This window comes from Acidovorax sp. GW821-FHT09B03, from assembly GCF_059418305.1.
This window is the reverse complement of sequence record NZ_JBWKPP010000014.1, coordinates 16,134-36,395: the sequence shown is the minus strand read 5'-3', so window position 1 is coordinate 36,395 and position 20,262 is coordinate 16,134. Positions and strand designations below refer to the sequence as shown.

Below are 20,262 nucleotides of genomic sequence, written 5' to 3'. Positions count from 1 at the left end.
TGCGGGCACCCGGGCCCACAATGCAGGGCCCGCAAAACCCGCTCCCCCTGTGCCCAACTTCTACCTACTTTTCGGCGTGATCGCGGTCGCTGCAGCGATCCTGTGGGCTTCCCGCCAGGGCAAGGAGCCTGCTCCACCCACCCATGCCGCCGCCGACCAGGCGCCGCATCCGCTGGCCTGGATCGGCTTTTCCCTGCTGGGCACCGGTCTCCTCGCCGCAGGGGTGGTGATGTGTTTCCACCCTGGGGAGCCATCCATGAATGCGAAATGGATCTCCGCCGCCATGTACGTCGCCTACTGGCTGATGGGCGACTACGGCCCGGCCATCGCCTTCACCGGCCTGGGTGTCGCCTGCCTGGTCAAGGCCTACCCCCTGGTGCGGGACCTCTGAGGGCGCAGCGCCCGCCGGCCCCGCTCAGCGCACCGTGAGCACGATCTTGCCGCGGATGTGCCCGCGCGCCGCGCGCTCGTGCGCGCTGCGCGCATCGGCCAGTGCAAACGTGCTGTCGATGGCCACGCGCACCGTGCCCGCGTCGAGCAGGCGAGCCAGCTGCCCGAGCTGCGCCCCGCTGGAGCGCACCTGCGTGGCCGACACCGTGAAGCCCTGCCGCGCAGCGTCCTCGGCACCGCCGTAGCCCAGCGGGAACACGGGGTACAGCGCCCCGCCGGGTTGGAGCGTCTGCAGAAAGCGGCCGGTGGTGGGCCCGCCCAGGGTGTCCAGCACCAGGTCGACCCCGCGCGCCACATCCTCGGGCGCGTGCCGGGTGTAGTCGATGAAGCCATCGGCGCCGATGCCGCGCAAGAAGGCCTCGTGCCCACCCGACGCCACCGCGATGACCTGCGCCGCCCCCTGCTGCCTGGCCACCTGCACTGCCAGGTGCCCCACCCCACCGGCCGCGCCGTTGACGAGCACGGTCTTGCCGGCCAGCGGCACCGGCTGGTGCCTGTGCGGCTGCAGCGGGTTGGGATGGTCGTGCCCCAGCGCCACCAGGAACTGCCACGCCGTGAGCAGCGCCATGGGCACCGCGGCGGCCTGCACGTGGCCGATGCCGGCGGGCTTGCGCGCCAGGTCGGTGGCAGGTGCCGCCACGTACTCGGCATAGGCCGCGCTCTCGCCATAGCTCGGAAAGCGCAGCATGCCGAAGACTTCGTCGCCCACGGCCAGGCCCTGCACGCCCGGCCCCACGGCCTCGACCGTGCCCGAGACGTCCGTGCCCGGAATGGTGGGCAGCGCGATGGCGGGCTGCCACTCGGGCGGCAGCATGCGGTAGCCCTCGCGCAGGTACCAGTCCGGCGGGTTGATGCCCACCGCGTGCACGCGCACCAGCACCTCGCCGGCCTTCGGCGTGGGCCTGGGCGCGTCCTCGCAGCGCAGCACCTCGGGGCCGCCAAATGCGTGCAGCCGGACCGCTTTCATCGTTGCTGTCGTCGCCATTGCCATCTCCTGAATCAAAAAAACAGGTGGGCAGTGTCGATCTTCTCCCTCTGCTTGATAATCACTTGGTAAATCACTTGTTTTATGCCATGACGGAACCAATCAGCCTGGAACGCCTGACCGGCATCGTTGCGTTCGCCCGCGCGGCCTCGCAAGGCAGCTTCACCGCGGCGGCGCGCTCGCTGTCGGTGTCGCCATCGGCCGTGAGCAAGACCATCCAGCGGCTGGAGCAGCAACTGGGCCTGTGCCTGTTCACCCGCACAACCCGCTCGCTGGTGCTCACGCCCGAGGGCCGCGAGCTGCACGAGCGCGCGCTGCACCTGCTGCGCGCCGCCGAGGACGTGGTGCAGTCCGCCGCCGCCGTGCGGGCCGAACCCTCCGGCACGCTCAAGGTGGCGGCGCCGCTGCCCATCGGCACGCGCCTGCTGGCACCCGCCCTGCCGGAGTTTCGCCGCCGCTACCCCCAGGTGCAGGTGGACCTGCGGCTTGCGGACCGCTTCGTCGACCTGGTGCAGGAAGGCATCGACGTGGCCATCCGCATCGGCGAGCTGGCCGATTCGAACCTGATCTCGCGCGGCCTCACGCAGGCCCGCGTCAGCGCATTCGCGTCACCCGCCTACCTGGCCGACCACGGCACACCGCGCCGGCCCGAGGACCTGAAGGACCACGACTGTGTGAACTTCCGCTACCAGGCCTCGGGCCAGTTGATGCGCTGGGTGTTCGAAGTGGGCAGCCGCACGGTGGAGTTCACACCCGACGCGGCCATCGTGGTGGACGTGAGCGATGCGGTGGTGGAGGCCATCGCCGCCGGGGGCGGCGTCGGCATGTCGGCATCGTTCATTGCCGCACCATATGTGGAGCGTGGCCTGCTCGTGCCCGTGCTGCAGGACTTCGCGACCCACATGCCCCCCATCACCGCCGTCTGGCCCGAGAGCCGGCGCGCCAGCCCCAACGTCAAGGCCTTCATCGGGTTTCTGCAAGAGCTGTTCCCGTCGCCAGCGCCGTGGGATGCGGTGATTGCCGAGGGGGCGGCGCGGCACGCCCGGTGACCGGGCACACCCGGGGCTTCAACCCGCCCCCAGCGCCTGTGACAAAAACTCCGCCGTCGCCCGCACCCGCGCCGTGCGCTGCAGGTCGGGGTGCATCACCAGCCAGACCTCGTGGTCGCTGGCGCGCCGCCGCTCGGGCCAGATGCGCACCAGGCGCTCGCGCTCGCCCAGGTGCACCGGCATCTCGCCCAGGCCGATACCGGCGGCCACCGCCTTGCGCACCAGCAGGCCGGAGTTGACCGCCATGGCGATGCGCGCCTGGCGCGCAGGCACCTCGGCCGCCGTGGGGTAAGGCCGCTGCTCCAGGTAGGGGCCATAGGCCACGAGGTGGTGGCCGCGCAGTTCGTCATCGGGCACGGGCATGCCAAAGCGCTCCAGATACGCCGCGCTGGCGAACAGGCCCACGGGCCAGGAGGCCACGCGGCGCACCACCAGGTCGGGCGCATCGGGCCGCACGTTGCGAAAGGCGATGTCGGCCTGGCGGCGGCTCAGGCTCAGCACCTGGGTGGACACCTCCAGGTCCACGCGGATGCCGGGCCAGCGCTGCTGCAGGCGCTCGATGGCGGGCAGCAGGAAATCGATGGCGATGGAGTCCGAGCTGGTCACCCGCACCAGCCCGGCGTGGCTCTCGTCCTGCCCCTCGATGCGGGTGCGCAGGTCCGTTGCCGCGGCCTCCATGCGCCGCGCGGCGCCCAGCGCCGCCTCGCCCGCGGCGGTGAGCTGGTAGCCGCCCTTGGCGCGCAGGAACAGCGTGGTGCCCAACTCGGCCTCCAGCGCCTGCAGGCGCCGGCCCACGGTGGCCTGGTCCACGCCCAGGCTGCGGGCGGCGGCGCGCAATGAGGGGCTGCGGGTCAGGGCCAGAAAGATGCGCGTGTCGTCCCAGTTCATATGATGCAATTTTGCATCACATCAACGCAAAAATGCTGCATTTCACAGGCGCATTCGTACCCTAAGCTCTGGACCATCCCTGGATCGGAAAAAAAGGACCCCAAGCATGCAAGCCATTGTTTTCGATGAATTCGGCGGCCCCGAAGTGCTCGTGGCGCGCGAGATCGCCCGCCCCGAAGTGCGCCCGCACGACCTGCTGGTGCACAACGCCGCCATCGGCGTGAACCGCGCCGACCTCTCGCACCGCAAGGGCGCCTATGGCCGCGCCTACTTCGGCGACTCGGACCTGATGGGCCTGGAGATCGCCGGCACCGTGGCCGAGGTCGGGCCCGAGGTGCAGGGCTTTGCCGTGGGCGACCGCGTCATGGGCATCGTGGGCGGCGGCGCGTATGCGGAGTATTCACGCATCGACCACCGCATGGCCATGCGCGTGCCAGACAACCTCTCGCTCACCGAGGCCGGCGCCATCGCCGAGGTGTTCGTCACCGCGCACGAGGCCCTGTTCCACCTGGCGCGGCTGCAGGCGGGCGAATCCGTGCTCATCCACGCGGCCGCGGGCGGCGTGGGCTCGGCCGCCGTGCAACTGGCCCATGCCGCAAGGGCGCGCGTGTTCGCCACCGCCAGCGCCGACAAGCGCGATGCCGTGCGGGGCTTCGGCGCCGACGTGTTCATCGACTACCGCAGCGAGGACTTCCAGGCCGTGGTGGCCGAGCAGACCGGCGGCAAGGGCGTGGACGTGGTAATCGACTTCATCGGCGGCCCCTACCTGGAACGCAACGTGCGCTCGCTCGCCGTGGGCGGGCGCATGGCGGTCGTGGGCCTGCTGGGCGGCGCCACCGAGGGCGCACAACTGCCCATCGACGTGCTGCTCTACCGCCACCTGCAGATCTACGGCACGGTGATGAAATCGCGCCCGCCCGAGGTCAAGCAGGCCATGACGCAGCGCTTTGCCCAGCGCTGGATGGGCGCGCTGGCCGACGGCACGCTGCGGCCGGTGATCGACAGCACCTACCCGCTGGCGGACGCGGCCGGCGCGCACCGGCGCATGGAGACGGGGGTGAGTGTGGGGAAGATTCTGCTCCTGCCCGATTCACACCGCCCCTGACCGCCCCTCCCACCGCAAGCGCTTAGCGCATCACCAGCCCACCATCGACGAACAGCACCTGCCCGGTCATGAACCCGCTCCAGTCCGATGCCAGGAACAGCACGGGCCCGGCGATGTCTTCGGGCCGGGCGATGCGCCGCAGCGGCGTGGCGGCCATCAGCGATTCGCGGAAAGACTCCTTCGTGGATTCGCTGGCCTGCGTGGGGTAGACGAGGCCGGGCGCCACGCAGTTCACGCGGATGCCCAAAGGCCCGAACTCGGTGGCCAGGTTGCGGCTGAAGGCCACCAACGAGGCCTTGGCCGTGGTGTAGTCGTGGTAGGCCACGACCGGGTGTTCGACCAGGTTGCTGGCGATGTTGACGATGGCACCCTGCGCCCGCTGGCGCATCTGCGGCAGCACCGCGCGGCACACGTTGAAGGCGCCGCCCACCGCGCCGTCGAACTGCGCCTGGTAGTCGCTCCATTGCAGGTCGTCGAACAGCGTGCGGCGCTGGGGGTCGAAGGCATAGGGCCGAAAGGCGTTGTTCACCACGATGTCGATGGGCCCAAGCTCGCGCACCACCGCGTCGACCATGGCCTGCACCGCTGGCGCCGACCCTACGTCGGCCTTGGCGGCCCAGGCATCGCCGCCGGCGGCCTGGCAGGCCGCCACGGTGTCGGCGGCTGCCGCGTCATTGCTCAGGTGGTTGATGGCGACCGTCGCCCCTTCCTGCGCAAACGCCTTGGCGATCGCGGCACCGATGCCGCGGCTGGCGCCGGTGACCAGCACCACCTTGCCCTGGAACTTCATGGCTTGCTCTCCTCTTATGGCAACAAGCTGGTGTCCACCACGTCGGCCACCTTGATCTGGCGCTGCACCAGGCCCAGCGCGCGGTAGGCGTCGGCTGCCTTCTGCAGCGAGTCGAGGTTGAAGGCGCCCAGCTTGCCGGACGCGGACGGGGTCGACGAGGCATTGCGCAGGCGGATCACCTCCAGGTTGATGTCGCGCTGCGTGCCGTCGATGGCGTGCTTGACGGCCAGGGTCGCGGCCTCTTCGGGGTTGGCGATCATCCAGGCCGCGCTGTCGCGGTAGCCCTTGAGGAAGGCCCGGAGCAGTTCCTTCTTCTCCTGGTAGCCCTCCTGGCGCACCACGAACAGGTCGCTCGATACGTTCAGGTAGTCGCGCACCTGCATCACGTTGACCTCGCCCAGGCCCTTGCGCTGCCCCACCACCAGGCCGGTATCGGTCGCGGCCGTGGCGTCGACCTGGCCCTGCAGCAGCGGCGCGAAGTTGAGCAGGCCGGTGACGACGATGGTCACGTCCGACTCCTTGAGCCCCGCCTGGTGCAGCATCACCAGCAGGTTCTGGCGCGTGCCGCTGGCCAGGCTGTACACGCCGATCTTCTTGCCCTTCAGGTCCGCTGGCTTGTGGATGTTGGCGGACTTGAGCGAGACCACGTTGAACACGTTCTGCGGGTAGATGTCGTAGATGGCCGTGAGCTTTTCGCCCTTGTCCAGCGCAGTGAAGAAGGAGCCGGGGTCCGTGAAGGCCACATCGGCCTGGCCGCTGAGCATGTTGCGGATGGCATCGCCGCCGCCCGCGCCGGGTGCGTAGCCCAGCTCGACGCCCTGGGCCTTGAAGAAGCCCTTGTCCGGCTCGGCCAGCAGGTTGGTGATTTCGCTGATGGGCTTGCTCCAGCCGCCGACGGTGATCTTGCCCTTGGACTGCGCAGTGGCCAGGCCGGCGAAGGGCAAGGCGGCGAGGCCTGTGGCGGCGCCAAGCACGGTGCGACGGGAGAGGGGCATGGGGTGGGTGAAGCGGTTCATGGCAATCAAGGGTTGTCGAGGTAAGGGGTCAGAAGCCGGCGCTCCAGCAGCAGCGTGGCCTGGTAGAGCACCAGCCCGATGAGGGCGATGAGAAAGAGCGCGGCGAACATCAGGGCGGTGTCCATCATTCCCTGCGAGGCGATGACCACGGCGCCCAGGCCCTGGCTGGCACCGATGAATTCGCCGACGACGGCGCCGACCAGCGCCAGCACCACGGCCATGCGCAGGCCGGCCAGGATGGAGGGCAGCCCCACCGGCAGCTTGAGCCGCAGCAGCGTCTGCCAGCGCGTGGCACCCAGCATGCGAAACAGCTGCAGGCGCTGCGGGTCCACGTGCTTGAGGCCCGTCAGCGTGTTCTCCATCAGCGGAAAAAAGCAGATCAGCCCCGTGATCAGCGCCGTGGGCGCAATGCCAAAGCCGAACCACAGCACGAACAGCGGCGCCAGCGCCAGCTTGGGCACTACCTGGCTGACCACCACATAGGGCCGGAACACGCGCTCCAGCAGGGCCGATTCGGCCAGGGCCATGCCCATCAGCAGGCCGGCCACGCTGCCGCCTGCCAGCCCCAGCAGCAGCGCCGACAGGGTGGCCCGCACATGGGGCCAGAAGTAGCCGGTGGCCACGCCGTTCCACAGCGCGGCGGCCACAGAGGACGGCGCGGGCAGCACCAGCGCCGACAGCCCGGAGCGGCGCACCGTGAGCTCCCACGCCGCCAGCAGCATGAGCAGCAGCGCAGCGGAGAGGAGCCGGGTTTGCAAGGTCGTCAGCTTCATGCGGCGACCCCGTCCATGCTTCTTCGCACCCAGCCGCACAAGCGGTTGAAAGGCACCTCGTCGCGCATGGCCTGCTGGCGCGGGCCCGGCAGGTCGACGCGGATGTCGTCCACGATGCGGCCGGCATGCATCACGGCAATGCGGTCGCCCAGGTACACCGCCTCGCGGATGTCGTGCGTGACGAACAGCACCGTAGTGCCGTGCTGGCGGCAGGTGCGCAGCAGGTCGTCCTGCAGCTCGGCACGGGTGATGGCGTCGAGCGCGGCAAAGGGCTCGTCGAGCAGCAGCAGCGCGGGCTCCAGCACCAGCGCGCGCGCCAGCGCCACGCGGCTTTGCTGCCCGCCAGAGAGCTGCCGCGGGTAGTGCTGCGCATGCGTGGCCAGGCCCAGCTGGTCGAGCAGCGCCCGCGCCCGCGCCACATCGGCCGCACCCGGGCGGCGCTGCAGGGACACGGGCAGCAGCACGTTGTCGATGGCGCTTTTCCAGTCGAGCAAGGTCGGCGCCTGGAACATGAAGCCCAGCTGCGGCCCGGGCGACAGCAGTTCCTGCCCCTGCAACAGCACGCGGCCCGACTGCGGCCGCAGCAGGCCCGCGGCCAGTTGCAGCAGCGTGGTCTTGCCGCAGCCGCTGCGGCCCACCAGGCAGTGGATTTCGCCGGCCTGCATGTGCCAGTCGATGCCATCCACCACCGGCGGCCGGCCGGGGTAGGTGAAGACCAGCTGCTCCATCGCAAGAAAGCTCATGGCCGGCCCTCAGTCTGCATAAGGGGCAAACGGCTCGGCCGCCAGCTCGGCGGACTGCTCGATCTCGGTCATGCGCACCAGGTCGAGCAGGTTGAAGCGGCCGTCGTGGTGCCAGCCCGCCTCGGGCGCGCTCATCGAGCCAACGGCGCTGATGCGCGTGACGCCCGCGGCGCCCAGCAGCCCGGCCAGGCGGAACAGCTCTGCTGGCGCAGCCGCCACCCCGGCGGTCTGCAGAAAGCGGCTGTGCGGCGCCACCAGGGGCACCACCTCATCGAGCGCATCCACGCCCACCACCTGGATGGTGCGCTGCGTGGCGGTGGGCGCCAGGGGCTGGGGCGTATCGCTGCAGGCCACGCTCCACGCGGCCTGGGGCGAGCCAATCAGTCGATCGGTGGATTCCGTCGCCGAGGCAGACAGCGCCGTCCACTCCACGCCCTGCTGCCATTTGGCCACGGCGGCCGAGTCCTCCACAGAAAGCGGCCTGCGCGGAAAGCGCCGCTGCAGATTGGCCAGCTCGCCCGCCAGGTAGTCGGCAAACACGCGCGGCGACACCGCCCCGCCGCGCTGAACATAGAACACATGCGGCGAATAGCAGCCCTGCTGGTCGTAGCGCATCACGTCCCACGCGGCCAGCCGCGCCAGGGCGGGGGCCTTGTGCGTATCGAGCGCGGTGGCGCTGATAACGCCAAAACCCAGCTTGTGCCCGTGGGGCAAAAAGCGCGTGGTCACCGGCAGGCGCTGGCGGATCGCGTCCAGCGCCTCGTTGCCGCCATAGGCCAGCACCGTGTCGGCCTGGGCGTAGAGCGCCGAGGCCCCCTCCTCCCCCGCACCGCGCCACCAGACGACGGCCAGGCAGTCGGCAATCGGCGGGTGCACCTCGGCCAGCAGGCGCGCGAACCAGCCCGCGAACAGGGGCTCGGCACTGGGCAGCTTGCCGATGTTGCCGGCCTTGACCAAGAGGCCGCAGACCAGGCTCCACAGCGCCAGCGCGGGCACGTTGCCAGCCCAGTTGTGCACCAGCAGGTCGGGGCCGAAGGCGCGCACCGCGCCGCCCTTGGGCGTGGGCTGAAAGCCGTCGAGCAGCTGGGGGTTGGCAAAATCCTCGGCCACAAAGCGGTGCAGCTGCGCCGCGCGGAAGGTCTTGAAGAAGCCCGTGAGCCCCAGCCGCACCATGTCGCTGTCATAGCCGCTGACCAGGGGCAGGTAGGCTTCGGCCTGCTGGCGGTAGGGGTCGCTGCGGTCCAGCAGGCGGGCAATAGCCTGGTCGATGACGGCAATGATCTGCGACACCGCCATGGTCTTGAGGTGCCGTGCGCTGGCCTGGCGCACGCGCGCGGCCAGCGCATCCATCTGCGCGGCGGACAGCACCGGCACTTCGACATCGAGCGCCTGGCCGCCCTGCGCAAAGCGCAGCACCTGCCAGTCGACCTCGCTGGCATCAAGCCCCGGCAGGTAGCCTGCCTGGATGCGCGGGATGCTCATGCCGCAGTGGCCCGCACGAACTCTTCGACCGCGAGCGAGCAGCCCTTGGCCTCCACGCCTTCGGCGCGGCCCAGCAGCAGGAAACCGCCCTCGGCGTCCAGGCCGACGTCTTCCGTGAGGATGGTGGTGACCGAATTGAAGTTGGCCAGGTCGCAGTGCACCAGGATGCCGCGCTCGCCGGCAGGCACCGTGTGCCCCGTGACCGGGTCCACCAGGCGCGAGCGGATCCAGTGCGGGCCCGACTTGACCGAGGGCACCGATGCATTGCCATCGTCGTAGAACTGCGTGCTCAGCTCCGTCATGCCGTACATGTTGATGCAGTGCGTGCGCGGCACGCCCAGCGCCTGCGACAGCTCGTTGTAGAAGGCGTCGAGCGGCAGCTCGCGCGACTGGCCCTTGTAGCCGCCGGTGTCCAGGATGCGGCTGCCCGGCGGCAAGCGGAAGCTCTTGCCCTGCTGGCGCAAGGCGTCGATCACGTGCACGAAGCTGAAGCTCGCGCCCAGCAGTGCGTAGGGCTCGCCGCTGCGCTCGGCCGCTTCCAGGGCGGCCCACAGCCCGTCGAGGTCCATGCCCTGCGGTGTGATGAAGGTCTGGCTGGCGCCCGTGCCGAAAGCCGACTTGGCCAAATCAAGGTAGTGCGCCAGCGAAGAGTTCGGCATGGCCACCTCGTCGGGGAACAGAATGCCCATGGGCATGCGCTCGGTGCCCTGCATGAAGCGCTGCGCAAAATTGCGCGCCATCGACAGGTCGTACACATCGAGCAGCGGGTGGAAGTGCTGCCCGCGCGTGTTGCCGCCGCGCGTGGTGCCGCTGGTCATGAAGATGCGGTCGGTAGCGGCCGGCGGCGCGCAGCGCAGCGGCAGGGCCTTGAAGGCATCGATGGGCACGGCGGGGATGTCGCTCCACGTCTTCACGCTGCGGGCGTTGACGCCCCGCAGCCGGCAAAAGCGCTGGAACGGTTCATTGGCCGCGAGCTGGTGCGCAAACAGGCGCAGTGCCATCTGGTCGAACTGCGCGTCCGTGCAGCCATCCATCGCAATGAAATCGAGGAGGTCCGCCACCAGCGGTGTGGCCTTGTCCATGGGCATCCTTTGGGTCTATCTTTGACAGGATGCTCCGAGGCCACCCGCTCCATGGCGCCGGGCAGCGCAGCCAAGCGCTCCCATGCCGGGGGGGGTGACAGCTCTTCTTCCGCCGGAATTACCCGGTTCAAGTTCTCGGGTGTGGATCTCAGCACTTGCGTGCACCCCGGAGCGTTGGGGCGGATTTTAACCTGCCGCTGAAAACCGGGCCGTTCGGGGCCACGGGTATTCTTGCAGCGCAGGAAATTTTTTCGAATCCTGTCGATTCCCGGTCGCCCGCTTCGTCGTAGTGGCAGCAACCTCAACCCACCTGTAAAAGGACTGCGCCATGAAATACCTCGGCCTTGCCTACTTCGCCCCTGAAAAATTCGCCGCCATGGCGCCCGCCGACGTGCAGGCCCTGGTGAGCCAGTGCCCTGCCCTCGACGAGAAGATGCGCGCCACCGGCAAGGTGCTGGTGTCCGCCTCGCTGGGCGACGCCGAGAACTGGGTCTCGCTACGCCCGCGTGGCGGCAAGGCGCAGATCAGCGACGGGCCCTACACCGAGTCCAAGGAGATGGTGGGCGGCCTGTTCATCATCGAGGCGGACAGCCGCGAGGAGGCCGTGCGCCTGGCGTCCATGCACCCGGCGGCCACGCTGGGCGAGGCGGGCGGCTGGGGCGTAGAGTTGATTCCCATGGATTTCTTCCTCGAAACAAGCTGAGCCATCAAGGCTGTCCCGGCCTTCGGCCGGCAGCCGCGGTGCACATCACGCACGCTCAACCTCGCCACAGCGGGCAGATTCATGGCCCCTGCTGTTCCAGCGGCACGGGCAACCCTTCCACTGCATTCGATACTGACCGCACGGCCCCACCCCGGCGAGTGCACACCCATTGGAGCGAAGCAAAGCCATGCTCCCACGCCGCGAATTGCAATTACATTCAGTCACTTGCGCTGAGCCAGCGTTTTGCCTTCGAACATGGGAGCACGATGAAGAAAATTGCAATCGCCGCAGCCTGTCTGCTCGCACTGTCCGCCTATGCCCAGAAGAAGCCGGCATGGCCGAAGGAGCCCACTGCCGTTTTCGGGGTGCCTCTTGGTGCGAAGCTGGAGAACGAACGCATCAGCGAGTGTGGTGGCACAAAGGCCGACCCGGAAAAAAACCCCGTTGCGGTCTGCTCCATGTCCCGACCAAGCTATGGAGGGGTGCTGATCGCTGGATTCCCTGTGGATGTCTTCAATGATGGCTACATCAATCGCGAAGATGAAGTAGTGAAGGCGGTCATGCTCAATGGCAAGCAAACCAACTATGCAGGCATCAAGGCGCTTCTGGTTGAGCGGTACGGCAAGCCCCAAAAGACAACAGTGGAGAAACTGCAGAACAAGATGGGAGCGGTTTTTTCGTCAGAGGTTTCGTATTGGTTTGGAAGCAAAGTGAACTTGACGCTCCACGAACGCAACGAGACGGTGGACAAGACCACGGCCCTGTTTGTGTACGTTGAGGATGCTGGGAAAAAGGCCGCAGAGCGCGAAAAGGCCCTGAAAGAGTCGGCGTCCAAGATGTGACAGGCCCTGCGTTCGGCGGGCTGCTTTTCGACAGCTTTGCGGCACGCAAACACAATATTTCAGGCCGCCACCAACCGTATCAGCGTGATCTCCGACGGTGCCCCCAGCCGCATCGGCGGCCCCCAGTAACCGGTGCCGCGGCTCACATAGACCCACATGGTCTGCAGCCTGTGCAGCCCGGCGACGAAGGGGTTCTGCAAGGGCACGAACAGGTTCCACGGCCAGAACTGCCCGCCGTGCGTGTGGCCCGACAGCTGCAGCGAGAAGCCCGCCTGCGCGGCGGCCGGCGCACTGCGTGGCTGGTGCGCCAGCAGCACGCGGGTCAGGGCCTCGGGCGGCGCGCCTAGCAGTGCACGCTGCGGATCACTGGCGTGGCTGGCATCGAAGTGCCCCGCCGTGAAATCGGTCACACCGCCCAGCACCAGGGCATCCGCGTCGCCCTGGCCCTCCGTTGGCCGCAGCACTGCATGCTCGTTGAGCAGCACGCGCAGGCCCAGCCGGCGCAGTTCGGCAATCCACGGGCCGGCGCCCGCGTAGTATTCGTGGTTGCCCGTCACCACAAAGCTGCCGTGGCGCGCCTGCAGGTCGGCCAGCGGCGCGATGTGCTCGCGCAGCTCGGGCACGCTGCCGTCCACCAGGTCGCCCGTGATGGCGATGGCATCGGCCTTGAGTTCATTCACGCGGCCCACGATGCGCGCGATGTAGCCGCGCCGGATGGTGGGCCCCACATGCAGGTCGCTCAGCTGCACGATGGTGAAGCCCTGCAGCGCCGCGGGCAGCCCGGCCAGCGGCACATCGATGCGCCGCACACCGGCGGTACGGCGCGCGTTCCAGAACCCGAGCAGGGATGCCAGGGTGGCCAGGGCCACCACCGCTGCCGCACTGTCGGCCCGAGCCGCACCGCCCCCCTCCTGCATCCAGCCGCCGGCCCACGCAGCCACCAGCACCAGGTCCCGCAGCAGCGTGAGCAGGAAGAGCGACGAGAACCAGCCCATGGCCAGCAGGCCCAGCCAGGTCCACGCGGGGTGCGCGGCGCCACGGCGGCCGGAGCGGTGCTGGAAGGGCATCGGCAAGGCGATGGCCGAGAGCAGCAGAGCGACCGCGAGCGCAGGCCCGGCACCGGGCCATGCAGACAGCGCCCCCACCAGGCGCAGGCCGATGTACAGGTGCAGAAGGGTTGTGAGGATGGTCAGCGGGCGCAGCGGCATGGCGGGCAAGGGTGGCGCGGCGGGGCCGCAGACCTCCGCAGATGCGGCCACCTCGCTGAATATCCAGCCCTCGCGCCATGGATGGGCTCCTGATTCGATTTCGTGGGATCAAAGCTGCACCAAGGTGTGCCCGTCTACTGTCAGAACTGACAAACACAGGCGGGCCGTGTGCCAGTCCAATTGCCGGTTGTTCATATTCAACCAGCAAAGGAATGACCATGCGCACCAGCACACAGCGTATTGCCCTGTTCGCCGCCACGGCGATGACACTCGCCCTGGCGGGCTGCGGCGGCGGGGACGACGACAACAGCGGCGGCACGCCCCCCGTCGGTGACGGCTACACGCTCGGCGGCAGCGTCAGCGGGCTGGCCGCGAACGGCCGCCTGGTCCTGCAGAACAACGGCGGCGCCGACCTCGCCGTCAGCGCCAATGGCGGTTTCACCTTTGGCAGCCGCATCGCCACGGGCAGCGCCTATGCGGTGACGGTGAGCAGCCAGCCGGCCGGGCAGACCTGCACCGTGGCCCAGGGCAGCGGCACTGCCAACGGCAACGTGAACAGCGTCGCGGTGCAATGCGGCAACCTGCCGCCCGCGCGCTACACCGTGGGCGGCAACGTTAGCGGCCTGGCCGCGGGCACCAGCCTCACGCTGCAGAACAACGGCGGCGACGACCTGGCCGTGGGCAGCAACGGGGGGTTTACCTTTTCGACGGCACTGGCCGGCGGCGCGGCCTATGCCGTCACCATCCGCACCCAGCCCGCCGGCCAGGGCTGCACGGTGCGCAGCGGCAGCGGCACGGTGGGCAGCACGAATGTCGGCGCGGTAGAAGTGGCCTGCGCCACGAGCGTGGCGCTGCCCGACGGCGACTGGCAGCAGGACCTGTGCAGCCAGGTGCGGCCGAACCAGTGGGGCCGCGGTCTCTGGCGCATTACGCGCGAGAGCGAGACCCGCGTGAACGTGACACTCGGCCTGGTGATGTACAGCGACGCCAGTTGCTCGGGCACGGGCACCCCGGCACCCGGCCCAGCCGGCGGCGGCGGCAGCTTCGTGCTGGCGCGCACCGGCAGCACCGCCACGGCCACCGCCTTCTGGGGCACCTGGACGGCCCCGGCCGCAGTCCCCGTGGTCACGCCCGCGGTCTGGGCACGCAAGGGCGCTTCGCTGTGCATCCTTGCCGACAGCACGCCGTCGGTACTGCCGGACGCAGCCACCGTCGAGCGCACGGCCGACCTTTCGATCGCGGGCAAGGGCTGCTATACGCGGCTGTGAAGGCCCGTTCACGATCTCCCATGGAGATCGTGCCGGGCAGCGCGAGCAGTGCGCCCAGCGCGCCTGAAATCTGCGCCCGTCCCGCACGGGTGGGGCCTGAGAGGCTGAGGCATCGGCGCACAGCAGCGCCGCGTCCTCATGCGGGGTGAAGGCCCGTCGGGGTCTTGGATCACCGGTTTGGGTGACCCGACCGGCCCGCAGAAATCACCCAATCCGATTACATTCAGTCACCGCCATGGCATTGGCTGATTGAATGAACAGGAGACCTGCGTGCGTTTGCTGAAACTGTCCTGCGCAAGCTGTACCGCCCCCCTGGAGGTCGGGGAGGATCTCGGGTACTTTTCGTGCGACTACTGCGGGACCGCGCAGATCATCGAGCGCTCTGGCGTCGCCATCCCGGCACCAAAAGCCGAGACCGACCTGAAGGCCGTGCAGCGCGCAACGGCCCGTACCGCAGCAGAACTGGCCATACCGCGCCTGACCAAAGAACTCACCGAGGCAGAGCTGGCCAGGGCCGGCATCCTCCTGGCTGCCAAGGCGAAGCTGGAAAGCGCCAAGCGGGCCCGCCGCAAGTACGCGCAGATCACCTTTGGCGTGACTTTCCTCCTCGGTCTGCTCACCATCCCTGACATCGATGGAGTCATGGGGACCGTACTTGCATATGCCTGGCTGGCGGCCTTGATTGCTGCTCCGATCTGGGTCTACAAAAGAGCCCGGCTGCCCATGGACAACGGCCGCGAAGCCACGGCAGCCATCGACGCCCGAATCACCCAGATCGAGGAGCACCTGCGGATCAACCGGTCCCTCCTCGACACCTTGCCGGTGTGATGCCCATACCGCACGGTCCAGGGCGCTTTGCAGGATGTATTGAAAAGGCCCTCAGGCCGCAACCAGCCTGATCATCCAGCCCTGTCGCTATGGATGCGCGTTTGCAGAAGCCACCAAGCGGTATTGATAGCCGGGATGGCCCCCGCCATGGCAGCAAATCCTGCTGCCGATTGCCACGGCGCAGCCTTCGCCAACTCCCACGCTGCCAAGCCCAACACACCGACCAGCGCGAGTGCGTTGGCCGCGCCGGCCAGAGCGTGTAGCCGACCCGGAACGCCGCCAAGCGCCGCAGCGCACAGTGCCAGCACAAAAGCCACCGCAGCCAGCTGGTTCACCAGCATGGCTGGGCTATGCCAAGGGCTTCGTAGCAGTGCGACAACCCCTGCGCACAGGCTGAGGCCTAAAAGATTGATGAGCACGAGCACAACGCGAGTGGCTGGGCTCGGCTTGTCCATGCGCAGGGATGACAGCATGGGGCAATTGTGCAGGAGCGAGGTAGCAGCCCGCACTGAGCGGGCGGAAGCGAAAGGGTGCTGACAGCGCGCCAGCGTCCGACTCAGGGCGCAGTGTCTGGCGCGCTCGGGTCCAACGGCTCGTTGGGGCGAGCCGGCTGCTCGGTGCTGGGCGGCAGGTCGCCGGGCGGCCGGGGCAGGTTGTCCGGCACTTGGTGCAGGGGGTGGTCTTTGGGGTCTGTGGCCATCGTGCGCTCCTGTTGAAAGAAACATTGGGCGCCCTGTCGCGGCGCCGGGCCGTAGGAGGTGGGCGTGAAAAAGCCCTGGCGCTGCCGCAATGCCAGTCAGTTAACCCTGACTGGATTTTTTGTTGGAAATTCGGGAGCGCGATTTTTGAAAACCCTGGGAAAGCTGCGCTCGGTGCGACGCGGGGGCAGCACGAAGTGACGGAACCGCTCCAGCAAGGCCGCCAACTACCTGGGCAAGGTGCCGGCTGAACTCAGACGGCCAGGGCGAACCGCTCATCCTCTGCCGCATGCACCCAACCGATGCAAGCCAGGGCCACCACGCGAGGAACGGGCTTTTCCCCGCTCAGGTAGTAGCCCAGCATGCGCCGCGACAGGCCCAGAGCGTCGGCGGCCTGCTGCTGGGTCATGCCGTGCCTGTGCATCCACACCACGATGCCTTCATGCGAGTAACCGCCCGCCTGCTCCACGGCGCGCGCGCGCAGGTTGTCGGCCGCCAGCTCGAGGTCGTCGGTTCCCCAGGTGACGGTGCGGCCCCAATCGCCCAGCTTGGCCCGCTTGAAGGTGGCGGGATCGGCCAGGGAGGCCAGGGTCGGGTGCCGCTGGATGACCTTGTTCAGGTCCACATCAAAAGTCGCTTCGTCGGCGAAGACCAAATGCAGAATGCCGCCTGCCTTGGCCTTCACCGCGGTGAGGGTGAAAGCTTTGCTCATGGGTTCAGTACCTTCCATTGTTGAGACAGATACACGCCGTTGGCTGCTGCCCAGGTCAGGGCGTCGGTCAGTTCGCGTGCGGGAACCGAACCACGCATGACGGCCAGCGTTGAGATTTCCACCAGGGCTTCGCGACCGTCGCTTATCAGCACATGGAAGTGGGGAGGAAGATGGTCACCAGCGTACATAGTGATCTTGCTTTGGGGGAATCGCGCAAGTGTCGGCACGGGGTAATTTTATGCGCAATGGTTGCACAGTGCAATGATTGCACAGCATTACATGCAAAACTCTCACCGGGGCGGATGGCCACTCATGGGACCTGTGCGTGCACCGGACTTGAAATATCGCCAAACCAATTTTCGCTGACCCACCCGCCGCACCGCATGATCATCTCGGCGCGGTGATGGATGTTTTTGCAAAGCCCCGCAGCGTCATCAGGCGATCTGCGGCCTGCGCGCGGCCGCCTCCAGGTCCTTGTCCAGCAGGCAGTCGATGAAAGCACTGAGAAGGGCGGGTCGATGTTGCCTGTTCGGGTAATACAGGAACAGCCCCGGGCGCGAGATCGACCAGTCCGCCAGCACCTGGACCAGGCGGCCCTGGGCCAGGAGCTCACCCACGCCGTCTCGCTCAAAGTGGTAGGCAATACCGAGCCCATTCAGCGCAGCAGCAACGCCAATGTCGGCATGGTTGGTCACGACGGGGCCGTCCACCGCCACATCAAGCCGTTGCCCCTTTTTCTCGAACTCCCAGTGGTAGTGCCTGCCGTCCATCTGCAGCCGCCAGTTGATGCAGGCGTGGCGGTGCAGATCGGCGGGTGTTCTGGGTGTGCCCCGGGCCGCAAGGTAGCCGGGGGACGCCACGGCAACCATGTCCAGGTCGGGTGTGAGGCGAACAGCAATCATGTCCTTCTCAACCCTCCCACCCACGCGGATGCCCGCATCGAAGCGGCCCACAACGATATCGGCCAGCGCGTCGTCGACCACGATGTCGAGCACCACGTCAGGGTACGCCTGATGAAAGCGTGACAGCCTGGGCGCAATGATGGTTCTCGCTGCGATCCCCAGCGTATTGATGCGCAGCGTGCCCGTGGTCTGTCCTGCGGCTTCACTGGCTTCGGCCACTGCAGCATCCATTTCCCGGAACAGCGGGGCGATGCGCCCATAGAGCTGCTCGCCACTGGCCGACGGCGCAACGCTGCGTGTGGTGCGATTGAGAAGGCGCGTGCCGATGCGGACTTCGAGCTGCCGAATGGTCTGGCTGAGCGCAGAAGGCGAAAGGCCCAGATGTTCTGCCGCCCGGGCAAAGCTCTTGCGTTCGACCACGGCAGCGAAGGCTTTCAGCTCGGCAAATTCGAACCCGCGCATTATGTATTCCTTTCTACACAGCCCATGCGGATTCTAGGATATTCCCTAAATGGACCCCGGCGCGCATCCTCAGGTCTTCATCAACCCCATGGAGCCATCGACATGAACGCCTTGACCCTTCCCGAACCCATTGCCGCGTACTTTGCGGCCGAACACAAGCCCGAGGCGCTGGCGCGTTGCTTCACCGCGCAAGCCGTCATGAAGGACGAGGGCCACACGTACACGGGCGTCGATGCCATCAAGGCATTCATGGCCGAGGCATCTGCCAAGTACAGCGCTACCACCGTGCCGTTCGCGTTGGAGCGTGAGGACGGTTGTCAGATCGTTAAGGCCAAGGTGACGGGCAACTTTCCAGGCAGCCCCATCGACCTGTCCTACCGCTTTCGCCTTGAACGCGGGCTGATCGCATCGCTGGAGATCACAGCATGAGCTTCGACCTCCAACTTCAAGGCAAGCGTGCCGTGGTCACGGGCGGCACCAAGGGTTTGGGCGCGGCCCTCGTCCAGAGCCTGCAGGATGCGGGCGTGCAGGTGATGACCACTGCGCGCTCTGCTCCCGACAAGCCGCTGGAGGGTGTGGCGTATGTCCAGACCGACTTGACCACCGCAGAAGGCGTGGCACAGCTTGCGCGCGCAGTCACCGAACGCTGGGGCGGCGCGGACATCGTGATCAATTCCCTCGGCGGCTCCAACGCGCCAGCAGGTGGTTTCGCAGCCCTCGATGACGCCATGTGGTTCAGCGAGCTGAACCTGAACCTCATGTCTGCGGTTCGTCTTGACCGGGCACTGCTGCCCGCCATGCTGGCACAGGGCGCAGGCGTCATCCTGCACGTGACCTCGATCCAGCACGTGCTTCCGCTGCCGGAATCGACCACCGCCTACGCCGCGGCCAAGGGGGCCCTTTCGACCTACAGCAAATCCTTGTCGAAGGAGGTCACGCCCAAGGGGGTTCGGGTGCTGCGCGTCTCGCCAGGCTGGATCGAGACCGAGGCTTCGGTGGTGTTCGCCGAGCGAATGGCAGCCCAGGCAGGCACCGACTACGAGGGCGGCAAGAAGATGGTGATGGACTGGCTCGGCGGAATCCCCGTCGGGCGGCCCGCCAGGCCGCAGGAGGTTGCGGACCTGATCACCTTCCTTGTGTCGCCGCGCGCGGCATCGGTGGCGGGTTCAGAGCATGTGATCGATGGCGGGACGGTTCCCACGGTTTAGTTTGGAACCCTCGACTTGGTCGGTCGGCAAAGTCTTTCGAAAGGGGGCCCCAGTCGGGACTGGTTGGGGCTGGGTCTCTGCCCATGGTGCGCTCCTTGGGGCAAGGATCCATTGGGCGGCATGAGGAACGAATTGGGCGTAGGAGGTGGGCGTGAAAAAGCCCGCAATGGGCGGGCTTGGGGATAAGACTCAGGCTGCTAAAGCCTCGCCTGGCAGGATGTCACTCGGCAATTCAAGGGAAGGCTTGAAAAACATGATCTCGGAACCGCAATATCTTTTCTGCGCCGTGTAGTTCAGGCCGTACTGAAGGTCATTGGCCAGCGCATACATTGCCGCGATCTCTGCAACGTTGTCATAGGAGACCATCCAAGGGCGCCGGAATGTCGCAGATTGTAGAAACTTCGCAATACGAACATGATCATCGTGCTCGTAGAAGTTTCGGTACAGCCCCTGGCCCTTGACGTAGTAGGGAGGGTCCAGATAGATGAGGGACTTGGTGGGAAGGAACTTGGAACTTCGCTTTAGTAGGCCAAGGGCATCCTCGTTGTAGACGCTGATCCGCGAAGCATGCGGGGCGATTTTTTCGATCCGCTTGGCCAACACTTCTTTCTTGAAGCGCGCGTCCAACTTGTAAGGTCCATCTTGGCCAAGCCCCCCGATGACGCCGCCCTTCAATACGCCGGATCGATTAGTCCGGTTCATGAACAAGGTGGCAAAACCGCGCTCCACTTGCCCAACTTCAATTTCACCTCGAAGAACTGCGCGCCAGTGATGCCACTGGCTGATGTTCACTGGAGTGTCTGCCAGAAGGCGGAGCATGGCCTCTGGCTCGACTGTGACAGCGCTCCAGAAGTCGAAAACTGCAGAGTCGAAGTCGTTGATGTGAATGTGCGCTGCTGTGCCATGAAAGAGCAACTCAAGTGCCACTCCAGCCCCGCCCGCATACGGTTCCAGGTAGTGCCCCCCATCCAGCTTGTTTACCTCCATTACGCGAGCAACGTAAGGCGCGAACTTCGCCTTGCCGCCGGGGTAGCGGAGCGGGGTGTAGAGCTTGTTAGAGAACATAGT

At 67.2% G+C, this 20,262-nt stretch carries 24 protein-coding genes; 9 read left to right on the top strand and 15 right to left on the bottom strand.

Going from position 1 to position 20,262, the window contains the following annotated elements; translation table 11 throughout:
• The first annotated feature begins 49 nt into the window (after positions 1–49).
• On the top strand, positions 50–391 hold the full coding sequence (locus AC07PA_RS22170; protein ID WP_494606493.1) for a hypothetical protein: 342 nt from the start codon (positions 50–52) through the stop codon (positions 389–391).
• A 24-nt stretch (positions 392–415) separates the two neighbouring features.
• Here AC07PA_RS22170 and AC07PA_RS22165 read toward each other — a convergent pair whose 3' ends face one another.
• On the bottom strand, positions 416–1,435 hold the full coding sequence (locus AC07PA_RS22165) for an NADP-dependent oxidoreductase (protein ID WP_494606495.1): 1,020 nt from the start codon (positions 1,433–1,435) through the stop codon (positions 416–418).
• An 89-nt stretch (positions 1,436–1,524) separates the two neighbouring features.
• Between AC07PA_RS22165 and AC07PA_RS22160 the strand changes: the two genes are divergently transcribed.
• On the top strand, positions 1,525–2,484 hold the full coding sequence (locus tag AC07PA_RS22160) for a LysR family transcriptional regulator (protein ID WP_494606497.1): 960 nt from the start codon (positions 1,525–1,527) through the stop codon (positions 2,482–2,484).
• A gap of 18 nt (positions 2,485–2,502) precedes the next feature.
• On the opposite strand, the gene AC07PA_RS22155 is transcribed toward AC07PA_RS22160, so the two are convergent.
• A complete protein-coding gene (locus tag AC07PA_RS22155; RefSeq protein WP_494606499.1) occupies positions 2,503–3,372 on the bottom strand; it encodes a LysR family transcriptional regulator in 870 nt (289 codons plus the stop codon).
• 106 nt (positions 3,373–3,478) lie between these two features.
• Between AC07PA_RS22155 and AC07PA_RS22150 the strand changes: the two genes are divergently transcribed.
• Entirely contained in the window at positions 3,479–4,477 is a 999-nt protein-coding gene (locus AC07PA_RS22150) for an NAD(P)H-quinone oxidoreductase (RefSeq protein WP_494606501.1), read from the top strand.
• Between the two features lie 22 nt (positions 4,478–4,499).
• Here AC07PA_RS22150 and AC07PA_RS22145 read toward each other — a convergent pair whose 3' ends face one another.
• From AC07PA_RS22145 to AC07PA_RS22120, 6 genes are read right to left on the bottom strand one after another with little or no spacing between them, the layout of a single operon-like run.
• A complete protein-coding gene (locus AC07PA_RS22145; protein ID WP_494606503.1) occupies positions 4,500–5,267 on the bottom strand; it encodes an SDR family oxidoreductase in 768 nt (255 codons plus the stop codon).
• Positions 5,268–5,281: 14 nt separating this feature from the next.
• Complete coding sequence (locus AC07PA_RS22140) at positions 5,282–6,262, bottom strand: ABC transporter substrate-binding protein (protein ID WP_494606505.1); 981 nt, start codon at positions 6,260–6,262, stop codon at positions 5,282–5,284.
• A gap of 26 nt (positions 6,263–6,288) precedes the next feature.
• A complete protein-coding gene (locus tag AC07PA_RS22135) occupies positions 6,289–7,056 on the bottom strand; it encodes an ABC transporter permease (RefSeq protein WP_494606507.1) in 768 nt (255 codons plus the stop codon).
• Entirely contained in the window at positions 7,053–7,799 is a 747-nt protein-coding gene (locus AC07PA_RS22130) for an ABC transporter ATP-binding protein (RefSeq protein WP_494606509.1), read from the bottom strand. Before AC07PA_RS22130 ends, AC07PA_RS22135 begins: the two co-directional genes overlap by 4 nt.
• Before the next feature lie 9 nt (positions 7,800–7,808).
• Positions 7,809–9,281 (bottom strand): acyl-CoA reductase, encoded by a 1,473-nt coding sequence (locus AC07PA_RS22125; RefSeq protein WP_494606511.1) that lies wholly within the window; start codon positions 9,279–9,281, stop codon positions 7,809–7,811.
• Positions 9,278–10,363, bottom strand: a complete 1,086-nt coding sequence (locus AC07PA_RS22120) for a LuxE/PaaK family acyltransferase (RefSeq protein WP_494606513.1) — start codon at positions 10,361–10,363, stop codon at positions 9,278–9,280. The genes AC07PA_RS22125 and AC07PA_RS22120 overlap by 4 nt, the downstream gene beginning before the upstream one ends.
• Positions 10,364–10,691: 328 nt before the next feature.
• Here AC07PA_RS22120 and AC07PA_RS22115 point away from each other — a divergent pair, with 328 nt between their 5' ends.
• Both AC07PA_RS22115 and AC07PA_RS22110 read left to right on the top strand, forming a co-directional pair.
• Positions 10,692–11,066 carry a YciI family protein gene (locus AC07PA_RS22115; protein ID WP_494606515.1) on the top strand — a complete coding sequence of 125 codons (375 nt, stop codon included), beginning with the start codon at positions 10,692–10,694 and terminating at the stop codon, positions 11,064–11,066.
• Between the two features lie 266 nt (positions 11,067–11,332).
• Positions 11,333–11,908 (top strand): hypothetical protein, encoded by a 576-nt coding sequence (locus AC07PA_RS22110; RefSeq protein ID WP_494606517.1) that lies wholly within the window; start codon positions 11,333–11,335, stop codon positions 11,906–11,908.
• Positions 11,909–11,967: 59 nt separating this feature from the next.
• Here the strand turns inward: AC07PA_RS22110 and AC07PA_RS22105 are convergent, their stop codons facing one another.
• Positions 11,968–13,116: a metallophosphoesterase gene (locus tag AC07PA_RS22105; RefSeq protein WP_494606701.1), complete on the bottom strand. Its 1,149-nt coding sequence runs from the start codon at positions 13,114–13,116 to the stop codon at positions 11,968–11,970.
• A gap of 218 nt (positions 13,117–13,334) precedes the next feature.
• Between AC07PA_RS22105 and AC07PA_RS22100 the strand changes: the two genes are divergently transcribed.
• A complete protein-coding gene (locus AC07PA_RS22100) occupies positions 13,335–14,384 on the top strand; it encodes a hypothetical protein (protein WP_494606519.1) in 1,050 nt (349 codons plus the stop codon).
• Positions 14,385–14,654: 270 nt separating this feature from the next.
• Complete coding sequence (locus AC07PA_RS22095; RefSeq protein WP_494606521.1) at positions 14,655–15,212, top strand: TFIIB-type zinc ribbon-containing protein; 558 nt, start codon at positions 14,655–14,657, stop codon at positions 15,210–15,212.
• 71 nt (positions 15,213–15,283) lie between these two features.
• Here AC07PA_RS22095 and AC07PA_RS22090 read toward each other — a convergent pair whose 3' ends face one another.
• The 5 genes from AC07PA_RS22090 to AC07PA_RS22070 form a co-directional block, all read right to left on the bottom strand.
• Positions 15,284–15,685 carry a hypothetical protein gene (locus AC07PA_RS22090; RefSeq protein WP_494606523.1) on the bottom strand — a complete coding sequence of 134 codons (402 nt, stop codon included), beginning with the start codon at positions 15,683–15,685 and terminating at the stop codon, positions 15,284–15,286.
• An 83-nt stretch (positions 15,686–15,768) separates the two neighbouring features.
• The gene (locus AC07PA_RS22085; RefSeq protein WP_305744876.1) at positions 15,769–15,912 is read right to left on the bottom strand and encodes a hypothetical protein; all 144 of its coding nucleotides are present in this window, start codon (positions 15,910–15,912) and stop codon (positions 15,769–15,771) included.
• 251 nt (positions 15,913–16,163) lie between these two features.
• On the bottom strand, positions 16,164–16,622 hold the full coding sequence (locus AC07PA_RS22080; RefSeq protein ID WP_494606525.1) for a DUF2442 domain-containing protein: 459 nt from the start codon (positions 16,620–16,622) through the stop codon (positions 16,164–16,166).
• Positions 16,619–16,810, bottom strand: coding sequence for a DUF4160 domain-containing protein (locus tag AC07PA_RS22075; RefSeq protein ID WP_494606527.1), 192 nt, complete (start codon positions 16,808–16,810; stop codon positions 16,619–16,621). Before AC07PA_RS22075 ends, AC07PA_RS22080 begins: the two co-directional genes overlap by 4 nt.
• A gap of 246 nt (positions 16,811–17,056) precedes the next feature.
• Positions 17,057–17,986 carry a LysR family transcriptional regulator gene (locus AC07PA_RS22070; protein WP_494606529.1) on the bottom strand — a complete coding sequence of 310 codons (930 nt, stop codon included), beginning with the start codon at positions 17,984–17,986 and terminating at the stop codon, positions 17,057–17,059.
• A 102-nt stretch (positions 17,987–18,088) separates the two neighbouring features.
• On the opposite strand from AC07PA_RS22070, the gene AC07PA_RS22065 reads away from it, so the two are divergent.
• Both AC07PA_RS22065 and AC07PA_RS22060 read left to right on the top strand, forming a co-directional pair.
• Positions 18,089–18,415 (top strand): nuclear transport factor 2 family protein, encoded by a 327-nt coding sequence (locus AC07PA_RS22065; RefSeq protein WP_494606530.1) that lies wholly within the window; start codon positions 18,089–18,091, stop codon positions 18,413–18,415.
• Positions 18,412–19,194, top strand: coding sequence for an SDR family oxidoreductase (locus AC07PA_RS22060; protein WP_494606531.1), 783 nt, complete (start codon positions 18,412–18,414; stop codon positions 19,192–19,194). The genes AC07PA_RS22065 and AC07PA_RS22060 overlap by 4 nt, the downstream gene beginning before the upstream one ends.
• 189 nt (positions 19,195–19,383) lie before the next feature.
• On the opposite strand, the gene AC07PA_RS22055 is transcribed toward AC07PA_RS22060, so the two are convergent.
• Positions 19,384–20,259 (bottom strand): DNA adenine methylase, encoded by an 876-nt coding sequence (locus AC07PA_RS22055; protein ID WP_494606533.1) that lies wholly within the window; start codon positions 20,257–20,259, stop codon positions 19,384–19,386.
• Positions 20,260–20,262: the final 3 nt, after the last annotated feature.

Bases quoted from the DNA above. Each gene is read 5' to 3' on its own strand.
- AC07PA_RS22130 (WP_494606509.1), bottom strand. From the start codon at position 7,799: ATGAGCTTTCTTGCGATGGAGCAGCTGGTCTTCACCTACCCCGGCCGG.
- AC07PA_RS22145 (WP_494606503.1), bottom strand. From the start codon at position 5,267: ATGAAGTTCCAGGGCAAGGTGGTGCTGGTCACCGGCGCCAGCCGCGGC.
- AC07PA_RS22115 (WP_494606515.1), top strand. From the start codon at position 10,692: ATGAAATACCTCGGCCTTGCCTACTTCGCCCCTGAAAAATTCGCCGCC.
- AC07PA_RS22100 (WP_494606519.1), top strand. From the start codon at position 13,335: ATGCGCACCAGCACACAGCGTATTGCCCTGTTCGCCGCCACGGCGATG.
- AC07PA_RS22075 (WP_494606527.1), bottom strand. From the start codon at position 16,810: ATGTACGCTGGTGACCATCTTCCTCCCCACTTCCATGTGCTGATAAGC.
- AC07PA_RS22140 (WP_494606505.1), bottom strand. From the start codon at position 6,262: ATGCCCCTCTCCCGTCGCACCGTGCTTGGCGCCGCCACAGGCCTCGCC.
- AC07PA_RS22120 (WP_494606513.1), bottom strand. From the start codon at position 10,363: ATGGACAAGGCCACACCGCTGGTGGCGGACCTCCTCGATTTCATTGCG.
- AC07PA_RS22135 (WP_494606507.1), bottom strand. From the start codon at position 7,056: ATGAAGCTGACGACCTTGCAAACCCGGCTCCTCTCCGCTGCGCTGCTG.
- AC07PA_RS22055 (WP_494606533.1), bottom strand. From the start codon at position 20,259: ATGTTCTCTAACAAGCTCTACACCCCGCTCCGCTACCCCGGCGGCAAG.
- AC07PA_RS22090 (WP_494606523.1), bottom strand. From the start codon at position 15,685: ATGCTGTCATCCCTGCGCATGGACAAGCCGAGCCCAGCCACTCGCGTT.
- AC07PA_RS22105 (WP_494606701.1), bottom strand. From the start codon at position 13,116: ATGCCGCTGCGCCCGCTGACCATCCTCACAACCCTTCTGCACCTGTAC.
- AC07PA_RS22085 (WP_305744876.1), bottom strand. From the start codon at position 15,912: ATGGCCACAGACCCCAAAGACCACCCCCTGCACCAAGTGCCGGACAAC.
- AC07PA_RS22165 (WP_494606495.1), bottom strand. From the start codon at position 1,435: ATGGCGACGACAGCAACGATGAAAGCGGTCCGGCTGCACGCATTTGGC.
- AC07PA_RS22150 (WP_494606501.1), top strand. From the start codon at position 3,479: ATGCAAGCCATTGTTTTCGATGAATTCGGCGGCCCCGAAGTGCTCGTG.
- AC07PA_RS22070 (WP_494606529.1), bottom strand. From the start codon at position 17,986: ATGCGCGGGTTCGAATTTGCCGAGCTGAAAGCCTTCGCTGCCGTGGTC.
- AC07PA_RS22110 (WP_494606517.1), top strand. From the start codon at position 11,333: ATGAAGAAAATTGCAATCGCCGCAGCCTGTCTGCTCGCACTGTCCGCC.
- AC07PA_RS22125 (WP_494606511.1), bottom strand. From the start codon at position 9,281: ATGAGCATCCCGCGCATCCAGGCAGGCTACCTGCCGGGGCTTGATGCC.
- AC07PA_RS22160 (WP_494606497.1), top strand. From the start codon at position 1,525: ATGACGGAACCAATCAGCCTGGAACGCCTGACCGGCATCGTTGCGTTC.
- AC07PA_RS22060 (WP_494606531.1), top strand. From the start codon at position 18,412: ATGAGCTTCGACCTCCAACTTCAAGGCAAGCGTGCCGTGGTCACGGGC.
- AC07PA_RS22155 (WP_494606499.1), bottom strand. From the start codon at position 3,372: ATGAACTGGGACGACACGCGCATCTTTCTGGCCCTGACCCGCAGCCCC.
- AC07PA_RS22065 (WP_494606530.1), top strand. From the start codon at position 18,089: ATGAACGCCTTGACCCTTCCCGAACCCATTGCCGCGTACTTTGCGGCC.
- AC07PA_RS22080 (WP_494606525.1), bottom strand. From the start codon at position 16,622: ATGAGCAAAGCTTTCACCCTCACCGCGGTGAAGGCCAAGGCAGGCGGC.